The following is a 15,967-nucleotide window of genomic DNA, read 5'->3' on the forward strand; positions in this document are numbered from 1 at the left end:
TCATCGTGGCACACGGCACCAGCCGGGACGGCAGGGGTTCCGTGAGGCTGCTGGGACGACGACGTCGCAGGTCCGCGGCGGGGTGCGGTCAAGCCCCGAAGGTCAGGCCCGGTGGTTCAGGCCCGGTGGTTCAGGCCCGGTGGTTCAGGCCCGGCGTACCCGGCGCGGGTTGGCCAGCATGCGGGCCAGCGGCTGCTGCTCCGCGCGCGCGTCCTCGGCCCCGCTGGGGGCGTTCTGGTCCATCCGCTGGTGGTCGGTGTCGTTGTTCGGCATGGTCCCGAGCTTCCCCTGCGCCTGCCGGGGCAAAACAGCCCCGGAGGCACGAGAACCCGTTCGAGGCTGAGATGTCGATCACCCGCCCGGGCCGGGTGGGCGGCGGTCAGCCGGCGCGGTCGACCACCAGCGGGGCCTGGTCGACCACCGGTTCGATGGCCCGGCGCGGGGTGCGGTCCCGGGTGACGAGCAGGGTCACCGCCCAGGTGAGGACGGCGAGGGTGGTGACGAAGAAGCTGGGCGGCAGGTTGACCATGGCCGAGAGCACCAGGCCGAGCCAGACGCTGCCCAGCGCGATCCCGACGGCGAGCGCGGCGACCATCCCGGGGCGTGCGGTGATCCGCAGCGCCGCGGCGGCCGGCGTGACCACGAGCGCGAAGAGCAGCAGGGTGCCCACCACCTGCACGGCCATCGTGATGGTGAGGGCGAGCAGGACGACGAACGCCACCCCGAGCGCGCGCACCGGCACGCCGCGCGCCTCGGCCACCGCCGGGTCGACCGAGGAGAAGACCAGCGGGCGGGCGATCACCGCGAGGGCGCCGACCACGAGCAGGGTGAACCCGCCGAAGACCCACAGCTGGTCGGTGGAGATCGCCAGCAGGTTGCCGAACAGTACGGCGGTGGTGCGGCTGGCGTTGGCGGTGGCGAGCGAGGCGAACAGCACGCCGAGGCCGGTGGCGAAGGCCAGGATCGTGCCGGTGGCGACCTCCCGTTCGGCCACCCGCTTGCCGAACAGGCCGATCAGCAGCCCGCCGCCGACGCAGAAGACCGCCAGGCCCAGGGTCACCGGCGCGCCGACGAGGATCGCGCCGGTGGCACCGGGGAAGCCGATGTGGGCCAGCGCGTGCGCGGCGAAGGCGTTCTGTCGGGTGACGACGAACCAGCCCATCAGGCCCGCGGTGAGCGCGACCATCGACCCGCCGATCAGCGCGTGCTGCATGAACGAGGCCTGCAGCACCTGCAGCCAGTTCTCCTGGAAGGTGACCACGGTTCAGCCGCCCCGGGTGAAGAGATCGCCCTGCGCGGTGCGCACCACGCGGACCGGGGTGCCGTACAGGTGGGTGAGCAGGTCCTCGGTGACGACGGCGTCGATCGGGTCGTGGTGCGGGTGCCCGTCGAGCAGGTACACGGCGTCGGTGAGCACCGGGAGCAGCGGGTTGAGGTCGTGCACGACGACCATGATGGTGACCTGTCGCGAGCGGGTGAGCTCGCCGAGCAGGGTGACCACCTCGTGCTGGTTGCGCAGGTCGAGGTTGGCCAGCGGCTCGTCGAGCAGCAGGAGCTCGGCGTCGTCGACGATCGCCTGGGCGATGGCGACGCGCTGCTGCTGGCCACCGGAGAGCTCCGACATCCGCCGGTCGGCGTAGCCGGTCGCGCCGACCCGGTCGAGCGCCTCGTCGACCCGGGCACGTTCGGCGGCCGAGGCGCGGCGCAGCCCGAAACGCCCTCCGGTCAGGCCCAGCATGACCAGGTCCCGGGCGCGGACGGTCTCGCCCAGGGCGGCGGTGTAGTTCTGCGGCACGTAGCCGATCCGGCGGTCACCTCGGCGCGGGGTGCGGCCGAGCACCTCGACCCGGCCGGTGGCCGGGGGCAGCAGCCCGAGGGCCAGCTGGAACAGCGTGGTCTTGCCCGCGCCGTTGGGGCCGATGACCCCGACGACGGCGCCGGTGGGCACGGTGAGCGTGCCGTGCGACCAGACGACCCGGCCGCCGCGCGCCACCGAGACGTCGTCGAGGACGAGCGCCGGTGGCGGCGCGACGGCCGGGTCGGCTGTCTGGATGTCGGTCACTGACCCCCACCGAGTGCGTCGGAGAGCTGCTCCAGCTGGGACAGCTGCCAGGAGACGAACGAGGTCTCGCCGTCCGGCACCGACTCTGTCACCTCGACGACCGGGATGTCGGCCGCCTCCGCCGAGGCTCGCAGCTGCTCGGGGACGCTCCCCTCGGTCTGGGTGTTGTAGACCAGCACGTCGATCGACCCATCGGACAGCGCGGCCTCGAACGCGGCCACGTCACCCGGTGCCGGCTCGGCCTCGTTGCTCGCTGCCTCCCGGTAGCCCTCGGGGGTCGCGTCGGTCAGGCCGACGGTCTCCGCGGTGTACTCGAACACGCTCTCCGTGGCGGCGTAGCTGCGCCCCGCGGCGGCGGACTGCAGGGCGGTGATCTCGTCCAGGTAGGGCTGCAGGTCGGCCGCCCAGGCCTCGGCCTGCTCGGCGAAGTGGCCGGCGGCGTCGGGTGACAGCTCGCTGAGCTGCTCGGTCACCGCGGCGGCGACGGCCTGGACGTACTCGGGGGAGTACCACAGGTGCGGGTTGACCCCGCCGTGAGCGTGTCCCTCCTCGGCCTGTCCCTCATCCTCGGCGTGGTCCTCGTCGGGGTGGCCCTCGTCCTCGGCGTGCTCCTCGGTCTCCATCCCGACGACCTCGGCAGCGTCGACGACGGCCGGGTCCGAGTCGAGCGAGGCGACCGCGTCGGCGGCCCAGTGGTCGTAGTCGGCGCCGTTGAGCACGATCAGCTCGGCGTCGGTGAAGGCGGCGATGTCGGCGGAGGTGGCCTCGTAGTCGTGCGGGTCGACGGCGGAGGAGGCGAGCACGGTGGTCACCGTGGCGCAGTCGCCGCCCAGCTGCTCGACGACGTCGCCCCACTGGCTCACCGACACGACGACGTCGAGCACCTCGCCGGGGCAGTTGTCCGCGTCGGCCGCACTGGTCGTGGTGCCGGCACCGCCGGAGCTGCCGCAGGCGGCCAGGGCGAGCGTGGCGGTGGCGGCCAGTGCGGCGAACACGGGGCGGCGGGACAGGGCAGGGCGGGGCACGGCGGGTCCTCACGTGGATGCCTGATGGGAATGAATCTCAGACCCAGTATCACCCACGGGTCGGACCGGGTCGAGCTCGGTCCCTGCCTGTGACGGTCATCATGGAGGGCGGCGTCGCCCGGGCGGGCCGGGCGACCGTGCTGGAGGAGGGTGCCGTGCCCGTGTCACGGGACCGCAGCTCGTCCGTGCGCCGGCCGACCGCGCCACCGCGCCGGGCGCCGCGCGCGCCGGACCTGCCGCCGCCGGCGCCGGCGCCCGAGCCGGGAGAGCCGGGGGAGGCGGTCGAGGGGCGGGCGCCGCGCGGCTGACCCGGCGACCGCCGGGCCAGCCACGCCCGGCTCAGGCGCCGGTGACGCGGTTCTCCGGGTCGAGCCCGTCCTCGGCCGCCTCCTCCGTCCCCTCGGCGGGCTGGTCGGGGTGCGGCGTGCGGCCGCCCTCCTGGTCGACGGCGGGGTCGCCGCCCTCGGCGGGCTCGCTGGGGTGCTGCGGTGCGCTCTCGGTCATGCCTGGGCGGATGCCCGACCGTCCGGCCCGGAAACCCGGCGCCTCAGGCCACCGGCCCGGCGGGTGGGGTGCGGGGCAGCAGCGCCCGGACGGCGTCGTCGTCGGGCAGCGCGCCCCGCGCACCCGGCCCGGTGGTCGACAGCGCCGCGGCGGTGACGGCGTACCGCACCGCCTCGGCCAGTCCGGCCCCGCGGTCCAGCGCGCTGCTCAGCGCGCCGCAGAAGCAGTCGCCGGCGCCGGTGGTGTCCACGGCGTCGACCGGCGGCGGCGTCTGCAGCAGCACCGGCCCCTCGGCCGGCACCACCAGCGCACCCCGCCCGCCCAAGGTCACCACCACGTCGCCGGTGGCCACCCGCCGGGCCAGCGCGGCCAGGGCGGCCGGGGAACCGTCCCCGTCCCGGGCGCCGGCCAGTGCCCGCAGCTCCGGCTCGTTGGGCACCAGCACGTCGACGGCGGCGAGCAGTTCGGCGGGCAGCGGCCGGGGCGGTGCCGGGTTGAGCACCACCGTGCCGCCGGTGGCCGCCGCGGCGGCCCGCACCGTCTCCAGCGGGGTCTCCAGCTGCAGCAGCAGCACGCCCGCGCGGTGCACCGACTCGACGTCGACGTCGTCCGGCGTGAGCGCGGCGTTCGCCCCGGGGACGACGACGATCAGGTTCTCCCCACCGCGGGCCTCCACCGGGATCGTCGCCGACCCGGTTGGGGTGCCGGGGGTGGGCTGCACCCGACCGACGTTGACCCCGGCGTCGGCCAGCGCGGCGAGCTGACGGCCGGCGGCCGGATCGTCGCCGACCCGGCCGACCATGTGCACGCCGCGCCCGAGCCGGCCGGCCGCTGCGGCCTGGTTCGCGCCCTTGCCGCCGGGCAGCAGTGCCACGGCCGAACCGACGACGGTCTCGCCGCGCCCGGGGAGCCGGTCGACGGTCACCACCAGGTCCTCGTTCAGGCTGCCGACGACGGTCACGGACACGGCGGGATCCCGGGGCTCGACACGGCAGGGAGCCTAGGAGGCGACGTCAGCCGTCCGCGCGCAACCGGCGGCGCAGCGGCAGGGCGTACCAGGTGACGACGCCCAGCGTCCCGACCACCGCGCAGACCACGACCGCCGGCCATCGCCCCAGCACCACGTCGATGACCAGCAGCAGCGCGGCGGCGATGCCGATCAGCAGCAGGCCCAGGCCGATGACCAGGCCGCGGTCGGCGTAGCGCACGATCGCCGCCTTCTGCTGCCGCCGGAACAGCGTGCGGTGGAAGGAGACCGGCGCCACCAGGCTCACCGTGGCGCAGGCCGAGCTGATCAGGGCCACCGAGTAGACGGTGACCCCGAACGTGCCCAGGTCGGCGAAGCGGGACTGGAACGGCAGGGTGAGCAGGAAGGCGAAGAGCACCTGGACACCGGTGATCGCCACCCGCATCTCCTGCAGGGCCTCGTTCACGTTCCGGTCCAGCACCTGGTCGGGGGTCTCGCCCCGGGCGCGGGCGGTCCGTTCGGCGTCGGTCAGCTTCTCGGCCACCTCCCCGCGGTACCGCAGGCGGAGTCGATCAACACCCGGGGGAGGCGCCAGGCCCGAGCACCAGGCCGAGGACGCCGACGCGATCCGCCGCGAGTTCGGCGCGGCGGTGAACACGACCGCCGGCGAGCTCGAGCGCTGGCTGCGGACCGAGGAGTCGCAGTCGGTGGGGCAGGAGGACGGCGGCTCCGGTGAGTCGACCGGGCACGAGTCGGGCCGGCGGATCGTCGAGCTGCTGCACACGAGGAAGGCCGACCTGGACGACGACCTCGCGCACCTGCGGAAGCTCACCGGCTACCTCACGCGCCACCTGGCGCAGGAACCGGCGACGGAGGACGTCGAGACCTCCCGCCGGCGGTACAGCCTGATGAACCGGGGTCACGACCCCCTCGAGGGCGAGTAGCGTCGGCGGCGTGCAGCGCAACGACCCGGCGCAGTACGACGAGCTGGCCGACCAGTGGTGGGACCCGCGCGGGGGCTTCGCGATGCTCCAGTGGATCGCCGCCTCGCGGGCCGGGCACGTGCCCCCGGCGTCCGGTCCCGGTGCCGTGCTGGTCGACCTGGCGTGCGGTGGTGGCCTGATGGCCCCGCACGTGAATCGGCTGGGGTACCGGCACGTCGGCGTGGACATCGGCCTGGCCGGGCTGCGCATCGCCCGCGAGCACGGCGTCACCCCGGTGCGCGGGTCGGTGCTGGCGGTGCCGCTGGCCGACGGGTGCGCCGACGTCGTGACCGCCGGGGAGATCCTCGAGCACGTCGAGGACCCCGGGCAGGTGCTCGCCGAGAGCGCCCGGTTGCTCAAGCCCGGTGGCGTGCTGGTCATCGACTCGATCGCAGCCACCCGGCTCGCCCCGCTGGTGGCCGTCCGGATCGCCGAGCGACTGCCCGGCGGGCCGCCGCCGGGCATCCACGACCCGGCGCTGTTCGTCGACCGACGCGAGTTGCTGGCCACCGCGGATCGGCTGGGGCTGGACCTCCGGCTGGTCGGCCTGCGCCCGTCGGTACGCGACGTGGTGTCCTGGCGGCGCGGCCGGCGGGCGGGGGTCCGGATGCGGCAGATGCCCTACACCGGCATCCTCTTCGCCGGCTACGGGGTCAAGCGCGGCGGGCGGGGGGCCGTCCCCGGACGTACGGTCGGGTCATGAGCAGGACCGACGGAAGCTGCCCACGGCCGTGAGCGCGGTCGTCACCGGAGCCGGACGGGCGCTGCCGACCACCTACGAGCAGTCGGCTGTCTGGCGGGACTACTTCGGCCCCCGCTACGACGGGCTGCGGGCCGCGGAGCGGGTCTTCATGGCCGCCGGCGTGCGCACCCGGCACGCGGTGGTCTACCCCGGCGACGAGGACCTGTCCGCGGCGGGCACCGAGACCCGGATGCTCCGCTACGTCGCCGAGGCGATGCCGCTGGGCAAGCAGGCCGTGGCCGGTGCGCTGGACGCCGCCGGACTGGCGCCGGGTGACGTCGGCCTGTTCGCCGTCGCCTCCTGCACCGGCTACGTCACCCCGGGGCTGGACATCCGGCTGGCCCAGGACCTCGGCATGCCGGCCACCCTGCAGCGGCTGCTGGTCGGGCACATGGGCTGCTACGCGGCGCTGCCCGGGCTGGGCGCGGTGGGCGACTACGTGACCGCGCGGTCCAGGCCCGCCGTCTTGCTGTGCCTGGAGCTGACCAGCCTGCACGTGCAGCCGACCGTCCCGGAGCTGGAGCAGGTGGTCAACCACTCGCTGTTCAGCGACGCCGCCGCCGCGGTGGTCGTGGAGCCGGGAGCCCGGCGCGGCCGCAGGGTCGCGGCCACCGTGGCCCGCACCGACTACGCCACCGCCGACCACATGACCTGGGACGTCACCGACCTCGGGTTCCGGATGGGCCTGTCCCCGCGGGTGCCCGACGTGCTCTCCCGGCACGTCGGCGCCGTCGTCGACGAGCTGCTGACCGGCGCGGGGCTGCGGGTGGAGGACGTCGCCGGCTGGGCGGTGCACCCCGGCGGCCCGCGGATCCTCGACGTCGTCCGCGACCAGCTGGGGCTCGCCGAGGAGCAGCTGGGCGCCTCCCGGCGGGTGCTCGCCGAGCACGGCAACTGCTCCTCGGCCACCGTGCTGCTGGTGCTGGAGGAGCTCGGCGACGTCGACGGCCCGGTGGTGGCGATGGCGTTCGGGCCGGGGCTGACCCTCTACGCGACCCTGTTGCTGCCCGCCTGACTCACCCCCAGGTCGCCAGTCACCAGAGATCGCCACGGCGCCAGTCGCAGACCAGTCGGCCGGCCGGGTCCAACGGGACCGGCGTCGACGGCGTGGCCAGCACGAAGACGCTCTCGTCGCTGGTCTCCCGGACCCCGTCGGGGGTGAGCGCGGCGGTCGGCCCGGTCCACGGCAGCCAGCCGCGGGCGGTGTAGAGCGCGGCGCCGGCGGTGCTGGCGGACAGCGCCCCCAGCTCGAACCCGCCGGTGACCAGTCGCTCGATCTCGGCCATCACCGCGGTCCCCACGCCCCGGCGGCGGAACGACGCCGCGGTGGCGACCGCCTCGACGTAGCCGGTGCGCAGCGTCGTCCCCCCGGCGATCAGCTGGCGGCCGACGACGGCGGCGTGACCGGCCGGTTCGCCGTCGACGGTGGCCAGCACGTGCACGCCGCCCAGTGCGTGGCTCCAGTCGTCGTCGCCGAACGAGTCGAAGGCGGTGTCGAGGAAGCCGCGCAGGTCGCGGAGCTCGGCGGGGGAGAGGTCCGCCGTCGGCAGGGTGCGCAGCTGGACGTCGGAGGAGGTCACCGGCACAGCCAAACGGATCGGCTCCGGTGCCGCAGCCCGGGGGTGGGCCGGGAGGGGAGGAGAGCGGGTGACGAGAATCGAACTCGCACTGTCAGCTTGGGAAGCTGATGTTCTACCATTGAACTACACCCGCAGCGGGGCTCACACCCTGCGGCGACGAGCCTACCAAGCGCCCGGGCCGAGGCGGCAGCCCCCCGGGTCAGCCCCGCATCACGCCCAGGAAGCCGGTCATCTCCGACCGCAGCGTCTCCGCCATCCGCGAGAGCCCGGTGCTGTCCGTGCCGGCCGGGCCCAGCGAGGACGAGCCGTCGACCGCTGCGCGATGACCTGCTGGATCTCGGTCGAGGAGCGGTCGAGCGAGACGGTCGTCGGCCAGCTTGAGCCGGGAGTCCCGTGCCTCGAGCACCCGCTCCTGGGTCCGGGCCGTCGCGTCCCGGGCGGTGTTGATGTCCGCTGCGCCGTCGCGGTGGGCACCGGGCAGCCCGGTGAGCAGCACCCGGCACTGGGTCGCGTCCGACGTGCATCGGCAGCCCGGTGCGCCTGTTGACCCGGCCGCCGCGGGCAGGGACCAAGGTCCCGGTTCCCTAGACTCCGCGGCATGCTGCTGTCCGACCGCGACATCCGGGCCGCGCTGGCCGACGGCCGGCTCGGCATCGAGCCCTTCGACGACGCGATGGTGCAGCCCTCCAGCATCGACGTCCGGCTGGACCGGTTCTTCCGGGTGTTCAACAACGCCCGGTACACCCACATCGACCCCGCTCAGCAGCAGGACGACCTGACCACGCTCGTCGAGCCGACCGGTGACGACCCGTTCGTCCTGCACCCCGGGGAGTTCGTGCTCGGCTCCACGCTGGAGGTGGTGAGCATCCCCGACGACCTGGCGGCCCGGCTGGAGGGCAAGTCGTCGCTGGGCCGGCTGGGTCTGCTCACCCACTCCACCGCCGGCTTCGTCGACCCGGGCTTCTCCGGGCACATCACCCTCGAGCTGTCCAACGTGGCCAACCTGCCCATCACGCTGTGGCCGGGGATGAAGATCGGGCAGCTGTGCCTGTTCCAGCTGAGCTCGCCGGCCGAGCACCCCTACGGCTCGTCGGTCTACGGCTCCCGCTACCAGGACCAGCGCGGCCCGACGCCGTCCCGGTCGTTCCGCAACTTCAACCGGGCCGAGACCCGCCGTCCCGACCCGACCACGCCGCCCGCGTGACCGTCACCCGCTGGCCGGTGGGTGAACAGTCGTGCGCGGCCGGGTGACGGGCCGCCGTGCTGGGTAGGGAGGCCGCCATGGACCCCCGGGACACCGCCGTTCTGCTGCCAGCGGCCTCCGACGACCGCGTGGCGGACGGCTTCTTCGACTGCGCCGAGGAGTCGGCGCACTACGCCTTCGGGGTCCAGCTGCTGCTGACCCAGTACGCCTCCCTGGTGCCCTGGGAGGACGAGGGGGTCGCCGAGCTCGGCAGCGGCGACGCCCGGGCGATCGCGCACGTGGTCCGCGCCGTGCCGGGCCTGCGGGTGCACGGCACCGACATCAGCGAGACCTCGGTGACCCGGGCCCGGCAGACCATCGCCGAGGTCGGTGTCGCCGACCGGTACACCGTCGAGCACGGCGACTTCTTCGCCTGGGCCGACTCCGCCGGCGGTGAGCGGGTCAGCACGGTGATCGCCAACCCGCCCTACCTCCCCGCCCCCGACGGCGAGCTGCTCATGCCAGAGCTGTGGGGCGGTTGGTACGGCAACGACCTCGCGCTGCGGTTGCTCAAGGCGGGGTTCGACCACGTGCTGGTGGCCCTGCCCAGCTACTCCGACCCCGCCGGCACCCTGGCCGCGGCCGGGGAGCAGGGGTTCCGGGTGGCGAACTTCCTGGCCATGGGGCTGGAGTTCGGCGCCTACAGCCGCGAGCCGAAGGTGCGCGAGCACATCGCGCGGCTCGCCGCCGAGGGGCGTGGCTGGGCCGGTGAGGACGAGTACGTCGTCGCGGTCGCCCTGCTCACCCGCTCGCCGCAGCTCCGCCGCGACCGTGCGGTCGAGCTGCTGCGCGCCCTGCAGCTGTCGGTCTAGCGATCGGGCGGGGGGACGGCGATCGGCGGCTCGGTGCCGGCGACCTCCACCTCCGTCGCGGGCTGGGTGCTCGGCGGCGTCGGGCCGGGCAGCTCGTCGTCGACGTAGCGCTCCCGGCAGGTCGCCCACCCGGTCGCCGCCAGCAGGACGACGCCGGTGTAGACCAGCACGAACATGCCGGTGTAGCCGCCGGTGAGCCCCCGGAACAGCCCGACCAGCAGGGGCCCGACGCCGGCCAGGGCGTACCCCCAGCCCTGCGCCACGGTCGACAGCGCGGCGACCGACTCCGGGGTGCGGCCGCGCAGGCCGAACAGCGCCAGCACCATGGCGAAGGTGCCCATGCCCAGGCCGAGGAGCGACACCCACAGCCACGGCACGGTCAGCGGGGCGAGCAGCAGCCCGGTCCAGCCGGCCAGGTAGCAGGCGACGAAGGCCAGCAGCATCGGCCGCTGCAGCTGCTGGCGCACCGCGACCAGCGGGACGACGGCGTTGAGCGGGATGACGATCAGCGCGTTCAGGCCCACCAGTGACCCGGCGGCCGCGGCGGACATGCCCTGGTCGCGCAGGTACTGGGCGGTCCAGCCGACGATCACGTAGGCCTGCATCGACTGGAGGCCGAAGAAGGCGGCCATCGTCCAGGCCAGCGGGCTGCGGGTCAGCGCCCGCATCCGGACCGCGGTGTGCGTGCTGCGCGAGGCGCCCGGCCGCACCGGCACGAACAGCCAGGGCAGTGCGGCGACGAGGGCGAAGGCCGCCCAGATGCCGAGCGCCCAACGCCAGCCGTCGGCGCCGGCGGCCGAGGCGATCGGGGCGGCCGAGACGCTGGCCACCGCGCCGCCGATCGCCAGCGCCGTGCTGTAGGCGCCCACCAGCAGCCCGGTGCGGCCGGGGAACCAGCGCTTCACCAGCCCCGGCAGCAGCACGTTGCCCAGCGCCCCGCCGACCATCGTGGCCACCGTGCCGGCCAGGAAGACCCACACGCTGTCGGTGGCCACGCGGCCCAGCAGGCCCGCGGTCATCACCAGCAGGGCGGCCGCCAGCACGTGCCCGTCCCGGAAACGGGCGGCGAGCGGGGGCCCGGCGAAGCCGATCAGCGCGAAGCAGATCAGCGGCATGCTGGTGATCAGGCCGGCCAGCCCGGAGGAGATGCCCAGCCCGCGCTCGACCTCCTCCAGCACCGGACCGACGCTGTTGACCGCGGTGCGCAGGTTGAAGCCGGTGAGCACGATCGCGGTGCCGACCAGGACGGCGCCGTGCGAGGCGGAACCGGCGGGCACGGGCGGAGCGTCGGGGGTGGAGCGGGTCACGTGCCCGGATCATCCTCCTGGCCCCGTGCGGCTGGGGAGGGGGCCTACCGGGAGACGGTGACCAGCACCGCCGCGACCTGCTCGGTGCTGCCGTCGGGGGCCACCCGCAGCAGCGCCAGCTCGTGCGGGCCGTCGCCGGCGGGGGCGGCGATCGCCAGCGTCGGGCTCAGGCACTGGCGCAGCCGCAGCGCCGGTCCGGCCTCGGTGGGGGTGTAGCTGACCGTGCTCCCGGCGTCGCCTCGGACCGGGGCGCCGTCCAGCGTGGCGACGTAGTCGACGCCGTCGGCGCCGGTGAGCCGGTAGCGGAGCACCGCGCCGGGGGCGACGACGCTGCTGGCCACCGCGATCGCCGGGGTGTCGCAGTCGGCGGTGAGCGGGACGTCCTCGGCCCCGCCGGTGCCGGCCAGTGCGAGCACGGCGAGCACGACCACTGCCACGGCCAGCCAGGTCCAGCCGCGGTTGCGCTGCAGCGGTGGGCGGTCGTCGGCCAGCGCCCGCTCGTCGTTGACGTCCCGCGCGTAGTGCAGCCGGGTGCGCCGGTTGCCCGCCGCCAGCTCGGGGTCCTCGCGCCCGCGGACGCCCCCGAAGATGAAGCTCACGCCGTCAGTGTCGCTGGTGACGTGCTGGAGCGGCGCCGGTGCAGGGGCCCGCCGCGAGCCTCGACGGCCCCGTCTGGAGGCTCGCCCTGAGCGTGCGAAGGGTGAGGGAGACGGGGTCCTTCATGGGGGGCACCGGGGTCCTCCTAGTGCCGGGTGGCCGCCGAGCCGGTGCCGGCCGGGTCGTCGGGCTCGGTGCCGACCTCCGGGCCCGAGCCGGTGCCCGGCGCGCCGGCCGGGGCCATCGAGCGCAGCAGGATCTGGCTCACGTCGAGCACCTCGACGTGCTCCTTGGCCTCGCCGGCCTGCTTCTTGCTGGTGACCGCGTCGCTCAGCATGGTGATGCAGAACGGGCAGGCGGTGGAGATGACGTCGGGGTCGAGGTCGAGCGCCTCCTCGGTGCGCTCGACGTTGATCCGCTTGCCGATCTTCTCCTCCATCCACATCCGCGCACCGCCGGCGCCGCAGCAGAAGCCGCGGTCCTTGCAGCGGTGCATCTCCTGGGTGGACAGGCCCTGGACGGAGCCGAGGATCTCCCGGGGCGGGGTGTAGACCTTGTTGTGCCGGCCCAGGAAGCACGGGTCGTGGTACGTGACCTTGCGGTCGACCGGGGTGACCGGGGTCAGCCGGCCGTCCTCGACCAGCTGGCCGAGCAGCTGGGTGTGGTGGACGACGTCGTAGTCGCCGCCGAGCTGCGGGTACTCCCGGCCGATCGAGTTGAAGCAGTGCGGGCAGGTGGCGACGATCTTCCGCCGGCCCGGCTCCCGGCCCTCGAAGACGGTGTTCAGCGTCTCCACGTTCTCCTGCGCCAGCTGCTGGAAGAGGAACTCGTTGCCCATCCGGCGGGCCGGGTCGCCCGAGCAGGTCTCCCCGTTGCCGAGGACGGCGAACTCCACGCCGGCGATGTGCAGCAGCTCGGCGACGGCCTTCGTCACCTTCTTGGCGCGGTCGTCGATGGCGCCGGCGCAGCCCACCCAGAACAGGTACTCGACGTCGTCGGGGATCGTGCCGTCGACCTGCCGGACCGCGAAGTCGAGGTCCTTCATCCAGTCCTCGCGGACGGTGCCGCCCACGCCCCACGGGTTCCCGCGGTTCTCCAGGTTGCGCATCATCACGCCGGCCTCGGAGGGGAAGCTGGACTCGATCAGCGTCTGGTAACGGCGCATGTCCATGATGTGGTCGACGTGCTCGATGTCGACCGGGCACTGCTCGACGCAGGCGCCGCAGCTGGTGCAGCTCCACAGCACGTCGGGGTCGATGACCCCGCCCTCCTCCAACGTGCCGACCAGCGGGCGGTGCGCCTGGGCGTCGTTGGTGCCCTCGATCCGGGCGTAGCCGGACGCCCAGACCTGCTCGTCACTGGCCTGCAGGGTGGAGTAGTCGGCGAAGTCGGGGGCGTTGTCCGACGCCTTGGTCGCGCCGGTCAGGTACGGGGCCTTGGCGTACAGGTGGTCCCGCAGATCCATGATCACCATCTTGGGAGACAGTGGCTTGCCGGTGTTCCACGCCGGGCACTGGCTCTGGCACCGCCCGCACTCGGTGCAGGTGGTGAAGTCCAGCATCCCCTTCCAGGTGAAGTCCTCGATCTTGCCGCGGCCGAAGACGTCGTCCTCGCCGGGGTCCTCGAAGTCGATCGGCACGCCGTTCGAGGTCATCGCCGGCAGCGGGCCGAGGGCCTGGGAGCCGTCGTCCTCGCGCTTGAAGTAGATGTTGAAGAAGGCGCTGAACCGGTGCCATGCGACGCCCATGTTCAGCACCCGGGAGATGGTGATCAGCCAGACCAGGCTGACGACGATCTTGACGAAGGCGACGACGGACAGCAGGTCGGGGCTCGCGGGCACGAGGTTCGCGAGCGCCCCGGAGACCGGGTGCGACCAGGCCGGGGCGTCGGTCAGGTCGGCCGCGACCTTGATCGCGCGGATGAGCAGGATGCAGACGCCGATGACCAGGACGACGGCCTCGACGAAGTAGCCGCGCCCCTCGTTCGACCCGGCGAACCGGCTCTGCCGCCCCTTCCGGCGCGGGTGGTCCAGCTGGCGCCGGACGATCAGGTACAGGATGCCCAGCACCGTGGCGGTGCCGACCAGGTCGACGAAGAGGTTCCACAGGGCCCACTCGCCGATCAGTGGGAGGTGCCACTCCGGGTTCCACACCTCGCCGAACGCCTCGACCAGGGTGAGGAACAGGCCGTAGAACCCGACGAAGACGAACCAGTGGGCGGCGCCGATGGCCGACCACTTGAGCATCCGGGTGTGTCCCAGCGACTCGACGGCCAGCGTCTTCAGCCGCGGGCCGACCGGGCCGGAGCGGGTCGGGTCGGGCTGGCCGGTGCGGAAGACCGCGAGCATCGCGCGGACCGCCTTGGTGGCGTAGACCACCGAGACGGCGAGCAGGAGCACGGCCAGCGTGCCGAGGACGATCTGCAGCGGGCCCATGGGCTCCCTCTCGTGCGCGCGTGCGGGCGTTCCTGCCCACCCGGGACCGACGTTGACCGGGCGGGGTCACGCTACCGGCCGGTAACCGGTGACCCCAGGGGGTCGCGTGGCGACGTCCCCTCCGCGCGTCGCTCTCCCTCCCGCGCTACTGCGCATGGTGCACTAGCTCCCGTGTCGCCAACGGGGCGGCGAGGGGGTGACGGGTGGATGCCAGCCAGCTGCTCAAGGGCGTGCTGGACGTCGCGGTGCTCGCAGTGGTCCGGGACGCCGACGGCTACGGCTACGACGTGGTGCGCCGGCTGCGGAACGCGGGCCTGGAGGACGTCGGTGACGCCTCGGTCTACGGCACGCTGCGCCGGCTGTACCAGGCCGGCGCGCTGACCTCCTACGTCGTCCCCAGCGACGAGGGGCCGCACCGCAAGTACTACGCGATCAACGACAGGGGACGCTCGGTGCTCGAGGACTCGACCAAGACGTGGCGGACGTTCGTCGACACCGTCGACGGCGTGCTGGACCGGGCGGTGGTCGCGTGACCGCCCCCGCGGCACCGGACTCCACCCGCGACCCTGCCCGCCAGGCGCAGAACTACCTGGTGGCGGTCGAGTGCGAGCTCAGCGACCTGCCTCCCGAGGAGCGCGGCGACCTGCTCGAGGACCTGGAGCAGCACCTGGCCTCGCTGGTCGAGGAGGACGACGACCGCCCGCTCGACGTGCGACTGGGCTCCCCGGTCGCGTACGCCGCCGAGCTGCGGGCCGCCGCCGGGCTCCCGCCGCGCGGTGGCGCCCAGCCGCCGCCGGACCGGATCGCGGAGCTGCGCCGGTGGCTGGCCCGGGCGCAGGCGCACCCGCTGGCCGGCGAGGTGCGTCGGCTGCTGCTCGAGCTCCGGCCGGCCTGGTGGGTGCTCCGCGGCTACCTGCTGATCGCCGTGCCGTGCGCCCTGGCCGGCGACTGGGACTTCCCCTTCCCGGCGCCGCTGGGCAGCGAGGCGCTCGGCGTCCTGCTCGTGCCGGCGGCGATCGCCGGCTCGGTCCGGCTCGGCCGCCGCGAGCTGCCGACCCGGCTGCGGGTGCCCGTCGTCGCCGGCGGCGCCCTGCTCGCGGTGGTCGCGTTCGCCGCGGTGGTCGACGCGTCACCGGGTTCGTCGGTCGACTACGGGTACGCCTCCGACTACGGCTACCCCGCCCCGGTGGTCGAGCAGGCGGTGGGGCAGTACCCGCTGGTCTCCCGGTACGGCCCGATCACCGACGTCCTGCCCTACGCCGCGGACGGGACGCCGCTGGAGGGGGTCCTCCTCTACGACCAGGACGGGCGGCCGCTGGAGGTCGGCTTCCAGGAGTGGTGGGCGGACGGGTGCGCCCGCGAGCTGCGCCAGCCGTTGGCCGACGACGGGGTGCCGGTGCCGAACGTCTTCCCCCAGCAGTACGTGCTGGACGGCTCGGGCACCGACCTGAACGGGGTGCCGGTGCCGCTGGGCTCCTGCGACGCGACCGTCCAGCGCCCCGAGGTGCCGCTGCCGCGGTTCCCGGCGGACACGTCGGTGTCGGAGGCCCCGGCCGCCGACTGACCCCACCGCCGCCCGCCGTCCCGGTCGCCCCGGGATCAGGTGAGCTGGTCGTGGGGGGGGGGGGGGGGGGGGGGGGGGGGGGGGGGGGGGGGGGGGGGGGGGGGGGGGGGGGGGGGGGGGGGGGGGGGGGGGGGGGGGGGGGGGGGG

The 15,967-nt window shown here is 74.4% G+C and carries 20 protein-coding genes and 1 tRNA gene; 8 read left to right on the plus strand and 13 right to left on the minus strand.

Features of this window, described 5'->3' with window-relative positions; genetic code table 11:
• Positions 1 to 144 precede the first annotated feature (144 nt).
• The 4 genes from ACI79Y_RS10320 to ACI79Y_RS10335 all read right to left on the minus strand — a co-directional run bounded on the left by ACI79Y_RS10320 (position 145) and on the right by ACI79Y_RS10335 (position 3,087).
• Complete coding sequence (locus ACI79Y_RS10320; protein WP_457140077.1) at positions 145 to 273, minus strand: hypothetical protein; 129 nt, start codon at positions 271 to 273, stop codon at positions 145 to 147.
• A gap of 106 nt (positions 274 to 379) precedes the next feature.
• Complete coding sequence (locus tag ACI79Y_RS10325) at positions 380 to 1,261, minus strand: metal ABC transporter permease (protein WP_457158393.1); 882 nt, start codon at positions 1,259 to 1,261, stop codon at positions 380 to 382.
• A gap of 3 nt (positions 1,262 to 1,264) precedes the next feature.
• Positions 1,265 to 2,062, minus strand: coding sequence for a metal ABC transporter ATP-binding protein (locus ACI79Y_RS10330; RefSeq protein ID WP_457158394.1), 798 nt, complete (start codon positions 2,060 to 2,062; stop codon positions 1,265 to 1,267).
• Positions 2,059 to 3,087: a metal ABC transporter solute-binding protein, Zn/Mn family gene (locus tag ACI79Y_RS10335; RefSeq protein WP_457158395.1), complete on the minus strand. Its 1,029-nt coding sequence runs from the start codon at positions 3,085 to 3,087 to the stop codon at positions 2,059 to 2,061. Before ACI79Y_RS10335 ends, ACI79Y_RS10330 begins: the two co-directional genes overlap by 4 nt.
• Positions 3,088 to 3,242: 155 nt before the next feature.
• On the opposite strand from ACI79Y_RS10335, the gene ACI79Y_RS10340 reads away from it, so the two are divergent.
• Positions 3,243 to 3,395 (plus strand): hypothetical protein, encoded by a 153-nt coding sequence (locus ACI79Y_RS10340; protein ID WP_457158396.1) that lies wholly within the window; start codon positions 3,243 to 3,245, stop codon positions 3,393 to 3,395.
• Between the two features lie 31 nt (positions 3,396 to 3,426).
• On the opposite strand, the gene ACI79Y_RS10345 is transcribed toward ACI79Y_RS10340, so the two are convergent.
• Genes ACI79Y_RS10345 through ACI79Y_RS10355 form a run of 3 tightly spaced genes read right to left on the minus strand, consistent with a single transcriptional unit; the run spans position 3,427 to position 5,102 of the window.
• The gene (locus ACI79Y_RS10345) at positions 3,427 to 3,591 is read right to left on the minus strand and encodes a hypothetical protein (protein WP_457158397.1); all 165 of its coding nucleotides are present in this window, start codon (positions 3,589 to 3,591) and stop codon (positions 3,427 to 3,429) included.
• A gap of 43 nt (positions 3,592 to 3,634) precedes the next feature.
• Positions 3,635 to 4,558: a ribokinase gene (locus ACI79Y_RS10350; RefSeq protein ID WP_457158398.1), complete on the minus strand. Its 924-nt coding sequence runs from the start codon at positions 4,556 to 4,558 to the stop codon at positions 3,635 to 3,637.
• Positions 4,559 to 4,604: 46 nt separating this feature from the next.
• Entirely contained in the window at positions 4,605 to 5,102 is a 498-nt protein-coding gene (locus tag ACI79Y_RS10355) for a DUF6328 family protein (RefSeq protein ID WP_457158399.1), read from the minus strand.
• Positions 5,103 to 5,184: 82 nt separating this feature from the next.
• Between ACI79Y_RS10355 and ACI79Y_RS10360 the strand changes: the two genes are divergently transcribed.
• Genes ACI79Y_RS10360 through ACI79Y_RS10370 form a run of 3 tightly spaced genes read left to right on the plus strand, consistent with a single transcriptional unit; the run spans position 5,185 to position 7,298 of the window.
• Positions 5,185 to 5,502 (plus strand): DUF3140 domain-containing protein, encoded by a 318-nt coding sequence (locus tag ACI79Y_RS10360; RefSeq protein ID WP_457158411.1) that lies wholly within the window; start codon positions 5,185 to 5,187, stop codon positions 5,500 to 5,502.
• A gap of 10 nt (positions 5,503 to 5,512) precedes the next feature.
• Positions 5,513 to 6,244 (plus strand): methyltransferase domain-containing protein, encoded by a 732-nt coding sequence (locus ACI79Y_RS10365; protein WP_457158400.1) that lies wholly within the window; start codon positions 5,513 to 5,515, stop codon positions 6,242 to 6,244.
• 28 nt (positions 6,245 to 6,272) lie between these two features.
• Positions 6,273 to 7,298 carry a type III polyketide synthase gene (locus ACI79Y_RS10370; protein ID WP_457158401.1) on the plus strand — a complete coding sequence of 342 codons (1,026 nt, stop codon included), beginning with the start codon at positions 6,273 to 6,275 and terminating at the stop codon, positions 7,296 to 7,298.
• Between the two features lie 19 nt (positions 7,299 to 7,317).
• Here the strand turns inward: ACI79Y_RS10370 and ACI79Y_RS10375 are convergent, their stop codons facing one another.
• From ACI79Y_RS10375 to ACI79Y_RS10385, 3 genes are all read right to left on the minus strand, one after another.
• Positions 7,318 to 7,863 (minus strand): GNAT family N-acetyltransferase, encoded by a 546-nt coding sequence (locus ACI79Y_RS10375; protein WP_457158402.1) that lies wholly within the window; start codon positions 7,861 to 7,863, stop codon positions 7,318 to 7,320.
• Positions 7,864 to 7,925: 62 nt separating this feature from the next.
• Positions 7,926 to 7,996 (minus strand) — tRNA-Gly (locus ACI79Y_RS10380).
• A 66-nt stretch (positions 7,997 to 8,062) separates the two neighbouring features.
• Positions 8,063 to 8,359: a hypothetical protein gene (locus ACI79Y_RS10385; RefSeq protein ID WP_457158403.1), complete on the minus strand. Its 297-nt coding sequence runs from the start codon at positions 8,357 to 8,359 to the stop codon at positions 8,063 to 8,065.
• Between the two features lie 102 nt (positions 8,360 to 8,461).
• Between ACI79Y_RS10385 and dcd the strand changes: the two genes are divergently transcribed.
• Both dcd and ACI79Y_RS10395 read left to right on the plus strand, forming a co-directional pair.
• Positions 8,462 to 9,067 (plus strand): dCTP deaminase, encoded by a 606-nt coding sequence (gene dcd / locus ACI79Y_RS10390; protein WP_457158404.1) that lies wholly within the window; start codon positions 8,462 to 8,464, stop codon positions 9,065 to 9,067.
• 77 nt (positions 9,068 to 9,144) lie between these two features.
• Positions 9,145 to 9,918 carry a methyltransferase domain-containing protein gene (locus tag ACI79Y_RS10395; RefSeq protein ID WP_457158405.1) on the plus strand — a complete coding sequence of 258 codons (774 nt, stop codon included), beginning with the start codon at positions 9,145 to 9,147 and terminating at the stop codon, positions 9,916 to 9,918.
• Here the strand turns inward: ACI79Y_RS10395 and ACI79Y_RS10400 are convergent.
• The 3 genes from ACI79Y_RS10400 to ACI79Y_RS10410 all read right to left on the minus strand — a co-directional run bounded on the left by ACI79Y_RS10400 (position 9,915) and on the right by ACI79Y_RS10410 (position 14,256).
• Positions 9,915 to 11,195, minus strand: a complete 1,281-nt coding sequence (locus ACI79Y_RS10400; protein WP_457158406.1) for an MFS transporter — start codon at positions 11,193 to 11,195, stop codon at positions 9,915 to 9,917. The two genes, ACI79Y_RS10395 and ACI79Y_RS10400, sit on opposite strands and share 4 nt — an antisense overlap.
• Positions 11,196 to 11,269: 74 nt before the next feature.
• Complete coding sequence (locus ACI79Y_RS10405; RefSeq protein ID WP_457158407.1) at positions 11,270 to 11,824, minus strand: hypothetical protein; 555 nt, start codon at positions 11,822 to 11,824, stop codon at positions 11,270 to 11,272.
• Between the two features lie 143 nt (positions 11,825 to 11,967).
• On the minus strand, positions 11,968 to 14,256 hold the full coding sequence (locus ACI79Y_RS10410; protein WP_457158408.1) for a (Fe-S)-binding protein: 2,289 nt from the start codon (positions 14,254 to 14,256) through the stop codon (positions 11,968 to 11,970).
• Positions 14,257 to 14,459: 203 nt separating this feature from the next.
• On the opposite strand from ACI79Y_RS10410, the gene ACI79Y_RS10415 reads away from it, so the two are divergent.
• The gene (locus ACI79Y_RS10415; RefSeq protein ID WP_457158409.1) at positions 14,460 to 14,789 is read left to right on the plus strand and encodes a PadR family transcriptional regulator; all 330 of its coding nucleotides are present in this window, start codon (positions 14,460 to 14,462) and stop codon (positions 14,787 to 14,789) included.
• Positions 14,786 to 15,820 carry an HAAS signaling domain-containing protein gene (locus tag ACI79Y_RS10420; protein WP_457158410.1) on the plus strand — a complete coding sequence of 345 codons (1,035 nt, stop codon included), beginning with the start codon at positions 14,786 to 14,788 and terminating at the stop codon, positions 15,818 to 15,820. The genes ACI79Y_RS10415 and ACI79Y_RS10420 overlap by 4 nt, the downstream gene beginning before the upstream one ends.
• The last annotated feature ends 147 nt before the right edge of the window (positions 15,821 to 15,967 follow it).

The organism is Modestobacter sp. SYSU DS0875 (assembly GCF_054050915.1).